Raw genomic sequence first — 15,031 nt, 5'->3', positions numbered from 1 at the left:
TCAGGGTCAGTCAATGCTACTTATGGTAAAAAAAATAGCTGTAATCGGGCCGGAATCAACCGGGAAAAGTGAACTATGTCAGCATCTGGCCAGGCACTATGATACTGAATGGGTACCGGAATATGCCCGCTTTTACCTGGATCGACTGGATCGGGATTATGAGCAGCATGATCTTAAGTCAATTGCAGAAGGGCAGCTAGCATGGGAGGATGAAAAGGCTGAGTATGCGAATAATTTCCTGATCTGTGACACCAATTTAATTGTGATTAAAATTTGGAGCGACCATAAATATGGAAGTACGGATGCATGGATTGAAGAACAGCTTTCTGAAAGGCATTATGATTTCTATCTACTTAACAATATTGACATTCCATGGACACCAGACCCACAACGCGAGCATCCGCAAATGAGGAAGCATTTCTTCGAGGTTTATAAGGAGTACCTGGAAAAGTATGAACTTCCTTATGCTATTGTTTCTGGTATTGAAGGTGATCGGAAGAAATGTGCTGTGGATGCAGTTGAAAGATTCTTTAACCAGCAGGGAAATGCCGGAACAAGCCTGCCTGACGGACAAACGGGTCCGAAATGACAGCTTTAGTTCTTCTTTAATCGGTCTTTAAACTTTTTAGCAACCTTTTCGATTTTTGGCTTGGAGACATTCAGGATATAACCATTATTCGGATGTTTTTCTTCGTAATCCTGATGATATTCTTCCGCCATATAAAAAGCATCCAACTTGCTCAACTTTGTCACAATTGGTTTTGAGAAGTCTGGAGCCAGCTCTTCCATTTTAGCCTCCGCCAATTTCCTTTGCTCATCATTATGAAAAAAGATTTCGGACCTGTACTGAGGCCCTACATCAGGTCCTTGTCTGTTTAGCTGCGTTGGGTCATGGGCTGTAAAAAAGATTTCTAAAATCGTTTCATAATCGATCACTGATGGATCATAATAGACCTGAACAGCCTCTGCATGACCAGTGTTGCCTGAACTAACCAACGCATAGTCAGCAGTAGACTTGTCTCCTCCAGCATAGCCTGATACAGCTTCTTCTACTCCCTGAATTTGCTCAAAGGCGGCCTCAATACACCAAAAGCAACCGCCAGCTAATGTGGCAGTATCTAGTTCCTGAAAGCCAGCTTCTTTAACAGGCTCTTCTCTATTAGGACTATTACTGTTGCCTTGAGATTGACAACTAAAGAAAAATAGTCCGACTATTACAGCGATATATTTCATAACAATATTTTAAAACGAATGTACGATTGGTAAAGCTAATTGGATGTCTCAATAGACAACTATGTAACCACCGTTACAATTTGTTTGTTTAAAATTCAATTTTATAACTAAGGTTAGGGAAAAAACTGATTTGGGACTCAGATTCGATTCTTCGTGCTCCTACATTATAGTACCTAAAGAATTCATTCTCCCTTTGAGTCAGGTTTTGAATATCCAGAGAGATCACAGAGGTAGTCCTTTTTCTATTCTTACGATAGCTAATACCAAAATCCATTCTAAAATAACCGTCAAGCTTCAGCTCGTAATTATTCTGAAATCGGTAAACGGTATATCCCTCGTCTATTGAAGCAGAGATATTGATTGGTGCTTGTCGTTTCCCTCCAGCAAAAATGAATTTTCCATTTATACCTATAGTATTATTACCATTAGACCCTACTTTGTATTCCTTCCCAGCGAGGAAATTGAATATATAACCACCATCAAACTGGGTACTTCTTTGTAAACCATCAGCTCCTGTATAGAGTGACTTATACAAAGAAGTGGTTGTCAACATATAGAAGCCATTGAATAAAAACTGTTCAAGTGTAATTTCAAGTCCGTAATTCTTTCCTGTTCCATCGTTAGCAAGTTCATCTGGCGTGTATCCATCGAATGTATTAAGAGCTGAAAAAGTAAGTAGACTGTAATCGGAAGTTGTATCATTTGGCCAGATGGGGACATTGAATAAGTGCTGATAATAGACTTCTGCTTTAAATCTCAATTTTGGCTTTAGCATTTTCTCAAACCCAAGTGCGGTATGAAATGCTTGCGTAAAGCCCAGGTCTTTATTGTTTTGAACAAAACTACCATCATCATTATATTGTCTGGCTGTATATAAAGCCACTGTTTCCATTCTGCTATGTAGGCCCAAACCTCCGGAGATCACATGGGTCCCCCTGTTCCATTTAAATCCAATCCGAGGTTCAACATAGGATTTACCATTCAAAGCAAAGTGAGAGAAATGTAGGCCGGTATTGAGCGTAAACTGATCGCTTGTCCGAAATTGCCAGTTTCCAAAGCCCTGATAAAATCCCGCATGATCATTTTCATCAAGAGAGGTAACGTGCTCCTCTCTTTCTCTATTCCAATAAAAGTTTGTTAGGTCATAAGAAAGTCGACTTAAAATTGTTCCAATCCTCAAGGTATGCCTTGCAGAGATTTTGTGATTATAAAAAGTCGAGAATCTCAATTGGGACTCAACGAAGTTTTGTTTCTCAAAAGTCAATGCCTCAAGTGAATCATATCGACTGGAGATTTGATTGTAGGAACCTGATATAATGGTCTCAAAAAATGAATCCTCCGAGACGTAAATGACATTGGTAACACCAGCAACTCCAGTTTCCTGATTTTCACGGTCATTTTCCCAATCTCCGTTGGAAATATCAGGTAAAAAGCGATAGGAATTTTTACCTCCTAGCCCCCAAATAGAAAACGACCCGCTCTTCTTTGTTGGCAACTTGATTTTAAATGAAAGGTCCTGAAAGTTTATTTCCTCCTGCTCTCCTAAAATATCCAGTCCCAATTGTGTAAGCATAGCTAATGTGGAATATCTGTAGTTGAATAAATAAGATGCTCGACTCTCTCGAGAGATGGGCCCTTCCGAAGCTGCAGCGACCCCCAACAGACCTATTTGAGCTGTGTGCTCATGCTTTTCAAAGTTTCCTTGCCTAAGCTGAAGATCAAATATTCCGGATGTTGCATTGCCGTATTGCGCTGGAAATGCCCCTGTGAAGAAATCTGAATTGGCAAGTACATTATTGCTAAGCATGCTTATGCCTCCTGCCGATGACCCTATCGACGTAAAGTGATTAGGGTTGGGAATTTCTACTCCCTCCAGTCTCCACAATATTCCTTTAGGTGAATTTCCCCGGATTACAATTTCGTTTAGCAAGTCATCACCACCAGTTTGCACGCCTGCATATGTCAAAGCTGCTCGCGCAGGGTCATTAAATGTGGCAGGAAACCGGCTGATCTCTTCGATTCCCATAGAAATGGCTGAAATAGTAGCTAGTTCGTTTTTAGGTTGACCAGGCTGCCTATCTTTAGCTGTTACGATCACTTCTTCCAGCTGATGGAGTGACTCAATCAGCTTTGTATTTATTACAACTTCCTTCCCTGCTCCAACCAAAACATTTGGGATGGTAATAGATTCATAACCTAAGTATGAAACACTTACTGATTGTCTCCCGATAGGCACACCTTCAATCTTAAAATATCCATTTACATCCGTAATAGCTCCTAATGGTGGATCGCTCCCAATTATAAGAACAGTAGCCCCAAAAATTGGTGATCCAGACTGCTCATCTGTTATCTGACCTTTTACTGTTTGAGTGAATGTTTGTGAAAGTACTGTTCCGAATGCAAGAATGCATAGTAGTCCAATTAGTCCTTTGTTCATTGAGTATTTGATTTGTGACGTTTAATAGACATCAAAATTTTGCTATAGCTTCCTGAACATTGCTATTTAAATACAAGAATTGGTAAGCATAATTTTTCTTTACCTATTGATAACTTTGAAGGATGCTCAAACCCTATTTCCAAAAGGAAAAAATTGAAGCTGGTTGTGATGAGGCTGGCCGTGGATGCCTGGCTGGGCCCGTTGTGGCTGCTGCCGTAATTCTACCAAGAGCGTATAAACACGAGGTGCTCAATGACTCAAAGCAACTTTCAGAAAAGCAGCGAAACGAGCTGAGAAAGGAGATTATAAATGATGCTTTGGCGTGGGGTGTGGGTGTAGCTTCACCGGGTGAGATTGATGAAATAAACATTTTGAACGCCAGCTATTTAGCCATGCATCGCGCGATTGAGCAACTAAAAATCAGTCCCGAGCTATTGCTGATTGATGGCAACAGATTTAAACCTTTCAATGAAATTCCTCATGAGTGCATTATCAAAGGAGATGGTAAGTTTTACTCAATTGCTGCAGCTTCCATATTGGCAAAAACTTATCGTGATGACCTTATGCGACAGCTGGCGCTTGATTTTCCGGGATATGGATGGGAAACGAACGTGGGGTATCCAACACGGACCCATAGAGATGGACTTAAAGAGATGGGCAGTACACCTCATCACCGGATGAGTTTTCAGCTATTACCAAATCAATTAGAGCTTTTTCCGGCAGATTAGCTTGATAATGTGGCGGTAATTTTTGCTTTATCCAGCGGCTTTTCCAGCATAGACGTTACAAGAGGATTCTCATCTGCCTTTCTTTGATCTGAAGGATCTATTGAGGAAGTAAGGATATAAATATGGTCTCCTTTATTTTCTACTTCCGGGAGGGCTTCCAAAAATTCCCAGCCGTTCATTACTGGCATATTTAAATCTAGAAAAATCACATCCACAGATTGAGACTTAAGAAAGGAGATAGCTTCTTCTCCATTCATAGCCTTATATATTTCAATCGTCTCATTTTCTTTCTTTATAGCCAGTTCAGCCAAAGTAAGAAAAATAGGATCGTCATCCACAAGCAATATTTTGTTTGGGTTACCCATTAAAATATACTTTAAACGTAGTTCCTTTATTTATTTCGCTTTCAACTTCAATACGACCATTAATAGCTTCAACTTGCTGTTTGGTCATATACAATCCCATCCCATGCCCACTTTCTTCATCAGGATGAAACCTGGAACCAAGCTGGAACATCTTTCCTCCGTATCTTTCAAGATCAATTCCTCTGCCTTGGTCTGCCACCGTTAAAAATACTTCTTTTGATTCTTTTTTAGCACTTATTTTAATTTTTCGTTGATCCTCAGTAACCCCATATTTCATAGCGTTGGTAATGAGATTATGTAAAATACTCTGCAAATAAGCAGGTAATATTCGGAGTGTCAGTGTCTTAGGAATATCAACAATAAGTTCTATATTTTTCTCAGTTGCGGATTTTCGATTAAGTAAAATAACATCATTCACAACATCCAACAAGTTTATTTCCTCTTTCTCGAGCATTGAAATGTCCTTTTCGAAGTTGAGCAAATCATTGATGGCATCAATCGCCAGGTTCAATTTCAACGCTGTGGATTTCAGCATTTCAAAATACTCTTTATTCCCTGGATCATCCTCAATAATGGTGAGCAGGCCTACCAAATTAGCCACCGATGATCTGAAGTTGTGTGAGGTGATGTATGAAAAATCTTTGAGTCTCTGATTTTGTTCGATGGTCTTACTAAACAGCTTATGCAGTTCTCGTTCATTGTGTGACCGAATGCGAATGTTGACCAACATTTCTGAGAAAAGTTCAAGCAGCAGCACTTCTTTTTCCACAGCCTTGTGATATTTACGTGTCCAGTCAAAGCCAACAAAGCCAACACATTCCTTGTTGTGAATCATTGGCATAGTAATAAGACTTCTAATACTCTGTGCCTCAAGAAGTTCTTTAAAATCTTTCTTTTTAAGCTTTCTCACATCATCTACAATCATTGGATCGCCTTTGAGGTGCGCATTAACGAGCTCTGGCATGATGTCGAGTGGTAAATTCTGATTGTTATGAATTTCCGGACTTATTCCATTGGCACACCATTCGAAGGTATTGCTACAAACCCCTCCTTCCTTGTCAAAATCAAAAACATATGAACGATCTGCTCCAACAAATTCCCCAAGCTCTTTTAATGAATCATTGATTGCTTGCTCTACTTCTTCTAAGGGCAAGTCAATGTACTTTGTGGAAAGATTGATAAGAATACGCTGCATTTCTGCATATTTCATCAGGGCCTGCTCTGCCTCTTTCTCCTTTGTAATATTTCTTACTGCACCATCAAAATATATTTTTCCATCAACTCCTTCTATCATTATTGAGTTTAGGTATCCCCAAAAGGTAGAACCGTCCTTCCGCCTAAACTGGACTTCCTTATTTTCAATTGAACCAAGTTTCAAAATTTCTTCTCCTATTGCGGCTCTCTCATTCGGGTCTTTGTACAATTCCATCGGGTCCATATCCATGATTTCCTGACCGGAATTGTACCCGAACATTCGAACAAACTCATCATTTACATAAATGATCCCTTTTTTATTTTCACTTCTATATATGGCTTCATTGATATTTTTATTGATGCTTTCAAGTAGTTGCTCCCTGGATCTGATTCGATCTAAGAACTCGCGCTCCCTTGTGACATCACGGATAGCACCATCCCAAAAGACATTTCCATTTTTATCTGTATGCATGATGGTGCTTATCAGCCCTACAAACTCCGTGTTATCTTTTCGAAGAAAAACGACCTCCTCATTCTCATAGGAATGATCCGCATTCAGCTTATTGATCAAGCGGGTTCTTTCTCTAGGGTCTTTGTACAGGCTGGAAATTGCAAGCGTCCTCACCTCCTTTTCAGAGGTGTATCCAAACATCTTTACAAAAGCACTATTAACGTAAATCAAACCGTCCTTATCACTCCTAAACACAGCTTCACTGATGTTCTGGTTGACGGACTCCAGAAGTTGGTTAAAATCCATAAACGCTGGCAATGCTGGTTGCCTGTAAATTATATGTGAAGAAATTAAAAGCTAACTCTTAATCATGGTGAGATTCCCTATCACCTTAATTTCTTCATGGTTAATCTTAAAAATTGGTCTACCGTAATAGTCCAATACACCCCAAATACCATTTTTAGAAACCACAATTCGATCTCCAAAATCTTTTAGATTATCGTAAGCTGGTCGCAATATAAACCGACCTTTTGGATCGACCAGACCAACACGATCTTCCATATTCTGCACAATATAATTACCTGAATTTAATCGGAAAACAGATTTCCACATTAGTTCTAAAACTTCTTTCCCACGTTGATCAATCAACCCGTATTTGCCATCCAATTGTACAATGGCTATTTCATCATTGAATGAACTTACCCAATCGTAGTATGGCTGTACAAGCAAATCCTCACTCTTATTGATAAATCCCCATTTAGCCCGGAGTTTAATGGGAGCCATTCCATTATGGAACACACCTGCACTATCATATCGATTGCTTATCCTTAATCTTCCCATATCATCCACCAACCCCCATTTATTTTCCTTTTTAACTAAAAAATACCCTTCACCAGAATTTGTTATTGCCTGATATCCTTCTTTTGAATCGATAACCATATTTCCGCTTTTAGTGATCATCGAAACCTTATTTTGTTCTCTCAGCACAAACATTTCATCGGTTAAAGAAATGTTATCATATTTTGTTTGTGTTAGTGGCGTTCCATCTCTTTTGAAAATCCCAAGCCTTCCATTTTCATCAGTAACCAACATATACCCACCCAGCATTGAATGCGGACGATCACTGGTTTTGTACGTCTGAATTCCATTATTATAGATTGTGTATCCTTTACCTCTCCTTCCAATTATGAGGTCAGCTACTGATAAGATTTCATTGAATTCCGGACGTATAATCCAATTTCCAGTATGATCCATCGCACCCCATCTGTTTAAATACGAAACAAAGTAGCATTGATCACCATTTGAGATACTATCGTACTTGAAGGTGGTGACATCATTTCCTGCTACCCCTATTACTCCCCAATGGTTATTTTTTTTTGCGATTACCTGACCTGAAATACCTGATTGAAGACGCTCAAATGGAAGCCTGTTTTGTTTCACACCTGATGAATTGAACAGGTACCAGCCATCGGAATTAATAGCTGCAAAATGATTTTCTATAGGCTGGATGGAGTCATACCTCTTGATCAATGGCAAGCCATCTAAATTTAACACTGACCATTTTCTGTTCTTGCTACTTTGAACAATAAGGTAATCTCCAATAGCATTTTTTAGTATGAGATCATAGTTTTTAGAAAGCGTTTCGTTTTTAAGGACAAAGTGGGACGCTCCATTTAAATAAGCAATTAAAAGCCCACTATTGCTTACTGTCAGTGAATCACATTTTCGTGTCAATAATATTGAATCACCTTTATAAATCACCCATTCAGGAAAATTCACTGCCTCCGATTCAGAGATAAAATTCTTATAGGAAAAATCATAAACTGTATCACCGTTCGATGAAAGATATCCTGCATAGCCATCTCTAAAAGCGACAACACCATTTATTCCTTTTACTAATGAGTCTATTCCAAGTTGCTTTTCATTTCCCCATCCATCGAAAATATCAAACTTGTGCTTCTGCAACTCACATAAATAAAGATTTCCAAACAACCTGATCGATTGATATTTGGGAGGTATTAAAAGCTGATTCTCATATGAAACTACACCGAATTTTTGTTCTTTATTTTCAAAGTCGCTAATGAGCCAGTGAGTCCCAAATGATTCAATGGAAAAGTGTTTGAAGCTGATCAGCGTCTTTCCTTTAGAATCAATAATTCCATAAAAGAGCCTGTTGCTAAATTTCCCCTTGAAAGATGCCTTAAAATGGTTAGGAGCAAGAGGGACTATTGAGTAGAATTTTTGTCCTGTAATTGCCTTATTTCGAACCGTAATAAGTCCCCATAGATTCTTTTCACGAAAACCAATCACTCCATTCTGAACACTGGATGACCCATCTGACCAACCAAGTTTTTCATAAACAGCAGGTACGGTAACATTGCCAGTTTTGTCCTTTATCCCAAAGTATCCATCCTTCTCAAATACGACAAAATCATTGGCTAAGCCAAACAGACAGTAACCTAAAAATAAAATGGATAAAATTTTTCGCATATTCCCGGCTAACAAATATAGGACGGGCTATTTCTTCTCAACTTCGGCAGCCTCAAGATTGAAAAGATCGTTGAGTACACCAACCAACGTCTCTGCCTCCCCTCTTTTACATGCTGCCTTCAACTGAAGCACCGGCAGCTTAATGACCTTTTGAATCATACTTTTTGTAACGACCTCCAATAACTCAACCTCTTTATCAGTCAATTTCTTATGCCGTGCCAATTCGTCCTTTCGGATTTGATCTAACGCGCTTTTTAGGCGTTGAATAGTAGGAGATACCCCCATTTCATTTTTCCATGAAGTGAAATTATTTAATTCCTCTTCAATAATGTTTCGTACAGCAGGAATTGCCTTTTCTCTAGCCTTTCTCGCTTTGTGTGTACGCTCAGTTAACTGATCTACATTATATAAAGAAAGCCCGGGAACCACCTCTACATTGTTATTAATACTACGTGGTACTGAAAGATCAATCAATAACTTGTGTACCAACCCACCATCAAAATTGCGCGATGAAATAATTGGAGATGATGTGGAAACCGCTGAGATGATTACATCATTTTCAGCAATAACCTTATCTAAATCAGAATAATCACTAACCGCAATATCCGTTCCTTCAGCAAGGCGAATGGCTTTGGATTTGGTCCTATTTACAAGTGTAATAGAGGCCTTATTACCTCCAAGGTTCTCTAAAACGTTCTGACCTATCTCTCCCAGCCCGATTAATGCAATTCTTGGACTATTGATATTGTCAATAAATCCGCCGATCAAATCTGCCGCTACAGACGCTACTGATGCTGTACCATCCTGTAATCTCGTTTCTTGCACCACACGCTTATTTGCATAGAAAATAGTATGCATCAATCGATGTAAATGAGGGCCTGCCAGATTTAAATCTGCACACTGCTGATAAGCACGCTTTACCTGGTTGCTAATTTGAATATCACCCAAAACTTGAGATTCAAGACCTAAGGCAACATTAAACAAATGCTTGGATGCCTCGGCTGATGAGTAGCTTTGAAAGTAATTAGCAAGCTTATTGGACGGAATTGCTTTGAACGATGAGATAAGAGCCAAGATATCAGTATCTTCAATATCATTGGAAGAATAGTAAAGTTCGGTTCGATTACAAGTAGATACCAATAGAGCTTCTTCTAATGAAAACATCTCCTTTAGCTTCATTAATAATTCAGCAGATTCAGCCTCACTAAAAGCCACCTGTTCGCGAACCTCTATCGGTGCATTTTTATATGATAATCCTAAAGCCTTAAATCCTTCCATCTCAATCAATTAGGAAGTGCAAAAATAACAGTGGGTTCCCTATATTGGAGGTGATAAAAATCAGACAATTCTTATTTAGAATCATTATAAATAATGTTGAAATTTTTAATCAACGCCATTTCTCGTGCAATCGGCTTCAGCAGAACTGAAGCACAAGGATCATTAATCCTTATTCTATTGATCTCAATCACTATTTTTCTTTACAACACAAGGGTTGCCAGCATCAAGCATCAAGTCGAAATCAGATCAGATAGTTCCGCGATAGAATGGATTAAGTCTGTCCATGCTTCTTACCAGATAAAAGAAAACAAACCCAAGTTTGAAAAAAGCATATTCCTACCGAAGAAAACTACTTATGAAAATAGAAAGACAGAAAAATCAAGTAGTGTCAACCCAAACAAGAACAAATCAATTGACATCTATGATCTCAATACTGCAACTGAAGAAGATTTACAGAAAATTAAAGGCATTGGACCAGCCTACTCAGAACGCATAGTCAAATACAGAAACTTACTAGGAGGCTTTTCAGACACTACGCAGCTACATGAAGTATACGGATTGAAGCCCGAAACCATTTCAAGATTATTAGAGCAGTTCAGGATTTTAAGCCCAGTGAACCAGTTCAATATTAATTCCGATTCAATAAAGCATTTAGCAAAGCATCCTTATGTTTCATATGACCTGGCTTGGGTAATTATCAATTACAGAAGAGAGCATGGTGACATTATGAGTCCCCAAGAGTTAAAAAAAATAAAAGCACTGGACGACAGTACTTTCATAAGATTAAAGCCATATTTGGAATAGGCTATGCAGAAAATTCTCAAGTCATACTTAAGGCGCCTAAGCAATCTTTCTGGCAATAATCGCTCGCTATTATTACTCCGGTTACTGAAGGATCAATTCATTGATATCCATGATTTCGATTACGCCGAAAATGAAGCCAGTTTTGAAATAATTAAGAAACTTATAGAGCAGCAAAAAAAGATTCTGCTTTGTAGTGAAGTTGATAGCAGAAATAAGTCTGCAAACGAACTCAGCAAACGTCTGAAGAAAATTAAGCGCATCGAAAAGTTCATTTTTGATGAGCGTGGCGCTAAAGATCTTTACATAGGATGGCCCTTTATCAAAGGTAAATTTGCCGATGAAACTCTCGTAAGATGTCCGCTATTATTCTTTCCTGTCGCTATTGAAAAAAGTGAGAATGAGTGGTTTTTGTCTAGAAGGGAGGATGTAAATATCACTTTGAATAAAACCTTTCTTCTTGCTTATTCCTACTACAATCAAATCCCCCTAGATGAGGAACTCATAGAAACAGTCATTGATGATTATGACAGAGATGACACGGTCTTTAGAACACAACTTTACGAGCTTTTAAAAAACACCGGCGTTGAAATCAACTTCAATCAGGAAAATTTTTCTGACGAGTTAAAAGCATTCAACGAATTAAAAAAGTCCCAATTAGAGTCAAGTGAAAAAACTGGGGCTTTAAAAATGTATCCTAATGCCGTGCTGGGCATCTTCCCACAGTCAGGCTCCTATCTTGTCCCCGATTACGTCAAACTTTTGGAAGATCAGCAAGAGACGGATTTGGAAGAATTTTTTGTTAAAAAAGTTCAAAAAGAAAACGAAAATCAGCTTGCCCTATTTGACCGGGTAAATGAGGAAAATACTTTCACTCCTTTTCCACTTGATGCCTATCAGGAGCATGCACTGAAAGAGATAAAAAAAGGAAATAGTCTGGTGGTCCAGGGTCCTCCCGGCACAGGCAAATCCCAGCTTATCAGTAACCTCATTTGTGATTTCATTGCCAGGGGTAAAAATGTATTGCTTGTTTGTCAGAAAAAAGCGGCTCTGGATGTGGTCTACCAGCGACTTAAAGAGAAGGAGATGCATGACTTTGTGGCCCTGGTGCATGATTTCAAAAACGACAGAAAGCCCATTTATGAGCAAATAGATCAACAAATAGAATCAGTCGAAGTATACGAGAAGAAGAATAATAGTCTGGACGCCATACAGCTTGAGCGTGGATTTCTACAAGCAAGTAGGAGAATAGATCAAATCGTGGAAGAACTTCAGGAGTTTCGCGAAGCGCTTTTTGACGAGTCGGAATGTGGAAAATCTGTCAAGGAACTGTACCTATCCAGCAGTCCGGATGAAAAAAGCTTTAGTATGAACCTCGAATACAGAGCTTTTCACTTCTCATCACTCAGTGAGACAGAAAGAAAATTCAAAGCATACCTAGGGTACTTTGACAAGTTTGAAAAGCGAACCCATTTTTGGGCTAAGGGGCCCTCCTTCGCTACTTTTCAAACCAAAGATCTTGTTCAGTTAAAAAACGTGCTTTATGAAGTGCCGGAGTTCAATCAAAAGCTCATCGATACTTCAAAAAGTTTCTGTTCACAACCTGTTGATTTTGAAACAGGAGAATATTTATCCACTAAACTTCCAGAGTTGATCGAGCTTTTTGAAGGGCTGAAAGAAGCTGTTGTTTTTAAGGTTTATCAGCAGCTACATGGTGAAAAACCAACGAAAGATTTAAACTGGCTATCGCAGACAGAGCGGACAATGATGGCTTGTTTCCGTGGAGTGGGAGTGGAAAGTACCCTTGAGTCTTCAAATCTTGGACGTTTTCAGGAGGTGCTTCAATCCGCTATGCGAGCACGGAAAAATCCATTCAGCTGGCTCAAATGGAAGTTGTTTTCAAAAGAAAAGACTTTTTTGAAACGGGTTATGGTCGCCAATGACCTTAAAAGCAACAAAAGAGGATTCAATGTGCTGGTCGAACGTATTGACAATCGTTTGAACTTCGAACATTCGCTATCTCAAATTCAGGATAACCCCTGGCTGCACAACTTCCCCGAAAGCTTTAGGAAGATCGATTTGCAAGATTGGTTTTACTGGCAGAAAATGGGATTGAATATGTACACCGTAGCACAAACGGTGCGCTCATTAAATGAATATATCCCGGTAAAAAAAGTAGATCATAAAGCCTACCACAAAAGACTGGACCAATTGATTTCTTTAGTTCACAAAGTGCCTCAACAGCTAACACTTTGGAAGCGATACATCAATGTACATCAGATTCGAGCTATCATTCTCAAAAAAGAAGACCCGCATCGATTGGAAAAACTGTTGAAAAAAGATTTTGACGCAATCTGTGAGTATCACAAATTAAAAACCAATTTGTCTTCTGAGGAAACAAAGGTCCTGGACGAGATGACCGAACAGAATGGTTCTATCGATGAAGCAATTACACTTTTTAAGAACAGCCTCTCTCTTGCATGGATTGACCACATTGAGTCGAAATATCCAGATTTGAGAAATGTAGCGTCCGGTAAGCTCGATGCATTGGCAGAAGAGTTAAGAGAACAAATTGAAGCTAAAAGACAGGCGAGCAAAGAAATCCTTCTCTTAAAATCTCGAGAAAAAACGTATGAAAACATCGAGTACAATCGTCTGAAAAATCGCATTACCTATCGTGACTTGCAGCATCAGGTTACGAAAAAACGGAGAATATGGCCAATCCGTAAAGTTATAGCTGAATTTGCTGAAGAGCTTTTCACATTACTTCCTTGTTGGATGTGTTCACCTGAAAGCGCCTCAGCGATTTTTCCAATGCAGGAAAGTTTTGATCTGGTCATTTTTGATGAGGCATCTCAATGTTTTGCAGAACGAGGCATTCCTGCTATGTATCGTGGGCGCCAGATCGTTGTGTCCGGCGACAGCATGCAGCTTCAACCTAGCGACCTATACCGTGTGCGATGGGATGACGCTGATGATGACACCCCAGAACTGGCAATTGATTCTTTGCTCGACCTTACGAAGCATTACCTCCCGGAAGTAAGTCTTGCCGGACACTACAGAAGTAAGTCCTTAGAGTTAATTGATTTTTCCAATGAACATTTCTATAAGGGCAAACTGCGCTTACTCCCGGATTATGCTTACGTAAATAAGCACGAGGCAGCCATTGAATATGTACAATCAAAGGGTGTCTGGGATGATGGAATCAATGAGATTGAAGCCGGTGAAGTAGTAGCTCAAACATTAAAAATATTGGAGAATGAGCCCGAAAAGGAAATAGGGATCGTTACATTTAATTATCGTCAACAAGGGCTAATTCTGGATTTACTGGAAGAAAAATCTGCTCAGAAAAACATGCTGCTGCCTGACTCTTTATTTGTAAAAAATATTGAAAATGTGCAAGGAGATGAACGAGATATCATCATCTTCAGCATAGGGTATGCTCCTGATAAAAAAGGCAAACTAAAACTCCAGTTTGGCAGTCTGAATGCTGCCGGTGGCGAAAACAGGCTCAACGTTGCGGTAACAAGAGCAAGGGAAAAAGTGCTGGTTGTTTGCAGTATACTCCCCCAACTATTGCGAACCGAAGACACCAAAAACGAGGGACCTAAACTGCTAAAAAAATACCTGGAATATGCATGGAATGTAAGTACAGGCCAATGGACCCCACACCTTCCAAAATATGAAGAGCATCATGTGGATTGGTTCTTACGAAACAGGATCCAGGACAAATCCTTCCATGAGTTTGAAGGGTTTGAATTAGCTAAAGAATTACCATTTGCCGACCTCTCAGTGAAGAAGAATAAAACGTATACGGGACTAATATTGACAGATGATGAACGCTATTATCAAGCCCTATCTCCAAAACAGATCTATGCATTTCAGCATTTTCATTTACAGATGAAAAACTGGCCCCATGTACGTTTCCACAGTCGTGAGCTTTGGCTAGATCCTGAAAGCGCAAAAGAAAAAATGCGAAAGTTTTTGTATTCGAATTAAGCAGTTAATAATTACTTTCCTCTGGTCTTCCTTATCGTTGAATTAAAGGTATTCC

The 15,031-nt window shown here is 39.2% G+C and carries 10 protein-coding genes; 4 read left to right on the top strand and 6 right to left on the bottom strand.

Annotated elements, in window-relative coordinates; all coding sequences use genetic code 11:
* Positions 1 to 22: 22 nt before the first annotated feature.
* A complete protein-coding gene (locus CHB71_RS03540; protein WP_245811209.1) occupies positions 23 to 589 on the top strand; it encodes an AAA family ATPase in 567 nt (188 codons plus the stop codon).
* A gap of 5 nt (positions 590 to 594) precedes the next feature.
* Here the strand turns inward: CHB71_RS03540 and msrA are convergent, their stop codons facing one another.
* Positions 595 to 1,233 (bottom strand): peptide-methionine (S)-S-oxide reductase MsrA, encoded by a 639-nt coding sequence (gene msrA / locus CHB71_RS03535; RefSeq protein WP_089355490.1) that lies wholly within the window; start codon positions 1,231 to 1,233, stop codon positions 595 to 597.
* 88 nt (positions 1,234 to 1,321) lie between these two features.
* Positions 1,322 to 3,670, bottom strand: coding sequence for a TonB-dependent receptor (locus CHB71_RS03530; RefSeq protein ID WP_089355489.1), 2,349 nt, complete (start codon positions 3,668 to 3,670; stop codon positions 1,322 to 1,324).
* Positions 3,671 to 3,792: 122 nt separating this feature from the next.
* Between CHB71_RS03530 and CHB71_RS03525 the strand changes: the two genes are divergently transcribed.
* Positions 3,793 to 4,398, top strand: a complete 606-nt coding sequence (locus CHB71_RS03525) for a ribonuclease HII (RefSeq protein ID WP_089355488.1) — start codon at positions 3,793 to 3,795, stop codon at positions 4,396 to 4,398.
* Here the strand turns inward: CHB71_RS03525 and CHB71_RS03520 are convergent.
* Genes CHB71_RS03520 through hemA form a run of 4 tightly spaced genes read right to left on the bottom strand, consistent with a single transcriptional unit; the run spans position 4,395 to position 10,176 of the window.
* Positions 4,395 to 4,763: a response regulator gene (locus tag CHB71_RS03520; RefSeq protein ID WP_089355487.1), complete on the bottom strand. Its 369-nt coding sequence runs from the start codon at positions 4,761 to 4,763 to the stop codon at positions 4,395 to 4,397. The two genes, CHB71_RS03525 and CHB71_RS03520, sit on opposite strands and share 4 nt — an antisense overlap.
* Complete coding sequence (locus tag CHB71_RS03515) at positions 4,756 to 6,714, bottom strand: PAS domain S-box protein (RefSeq protein WP_089355486.1); 1,959 nt, start codon at positions 6,712 to 6,714, stop codon at positions 4,756 to 4,758. The genes CHB71_RS03520 and CHB71_RS03515 overlap by 8 nt, the downstream gene beginning before the upstream one ends.
* 51 nt (positions 6,715 to 6,765) lie before the next feature.
* Positions 6,766 to 8,898 carry a WG repeat-containing protein gene (locus CHB71_RS03510; RefSeq protein WP_089355485.1) on the bottom strand — a complete coding sequence of 711 codons (2,133 nt, stop codon included), beginning with the start codon at positions 8,896 to 8,898 and terminating at the stop codon, positions 6,766 to 6,768.
* Between the two features lie 27 nt (positions 8,899 to 8,925).
* Positions 8,926 to 10,176: a glutamyl-tRNA reductase gene (hemA, locus tag CHB71_RS03505; RefSeq protein WP_089355484.1), complete on the bottom strand. Its 1,251-nt coding sequence runs from the start codon at positions 10,174 to 10,176 to the stop codon at positions 8,926 to 8,928.
* Positions 10,177 to 10,269: 93 nt separating this feature from the next.
* On the opposite strand from hemA, the gene CHB71_RS03500 reads away from it, so the two are divergent.
* Both CHB71_RS03500 and CHB71_RS03495 read left to right on the top strand, forming a co-directional pair.
* Positions 10,270 to 10,980, top strand: a complete 711-nt coding sequence (locus CHB71_RS03500; protein WP_089355483.1) for a ComEA family DNA-binding protein — start codon at positions 10,270 to 10,272, stop codon at positions 10,978 to 10,980.
* Between the two features lie 3 nt (positions 10,981 to 10,983).
* Entirely contained in the window at positions 10,984 to 14,976 is a 3,993-nt protein-coding gene (locus CHB71_RS03495) for an AAA domain-containing protein (protein ID WP_089355482.1), read from the top strand.
* Positions 14,977 to 15,031: the final 55 nt, after the last annotated feature.

It is taken from the genome of Ekhidna lutea (assembly GCF_900188325.1).
In the GTDB taxonomy this organism is placed as follows: domain Bacteria; phylum Bacteroidota; class Bacteroidia; order Cytophagales; family Cyclobacteriaceae; genus Ekhidna; species Ekhidna lutea.
The sequence above is the reverse complement of the archived record's forward strand: the minus strand, read 5'-3'. Positions and strand labels throughout refer to the sequence as shown.

Coding starts and splice junctions, on each gene's coding strand:
- CHB71_RS03515 (WP_089355486.1), bottom strand. CDS start 6,714: ATGGATTTTAACCAACTTCTGGAGTCCGTCAACCAGAACATCAGTGAA.
- CHB71_RS03500 (WP_089355483.1), top strand. CDS start 10,270: ATGTTGAAATTTTTAATCAACGCCATTTCTCGTGCAATCGGCTTCAGC.
- CHB71_RS03530 (WP_089355489.1), bottom strand. CDS start 3,670: ATGAACAAAGGACTAATTGGACTACTATGCATTCTTGCATTCGGAACA.
- CHB71_RS03495 (WP_089355482.1), top strand. CDS start 10,984: ATGCAGAAAATTCTCAAGTCATACTTAAGGCGCCTAAGCAATCTTTCT.
- CHB71_RS03510 (WP_089355485.1), bottom strand. CDS start 8,898: ATGCGAAAAATTTTATCCATTTTATTTTTAGGTTACTGTCTGTTTGGC.
- msrA (WP_089355490.1), bottom strand. CDS start 1,233: ATGAAATATATCGCTGTAATAGTCGGACTATTTTTCTTTAGTTGTCAA.
- CHB71_RS03525 (WP_089355488.1), top strand. CDS start 3,793: ATGCTCAAACCCTATTTCCAAAAGGAAAAAATTGAAGCTGGTTGTGAT.
- CHB71_RS03540 (WP_245811209.1), top strand. CDS start 23: ATGGTAAAAAAAATAGCTGTAATCGGGCCGGAATCAACCGGGAAAAGT.
- hemA (WP_089355484.1), bottom strand. CDS start 10,176: ATGGAAGGATTTAAGGCTTTAGGATTATCATATAAAAATGCACCGATA.
- CHB71_RS03520 (WP_089355487.1), bottom strand. CDS start 4,763: ATGGGTAACCCAAACAAAATATTGCTTGTGGATGACGATCCTATTTTT.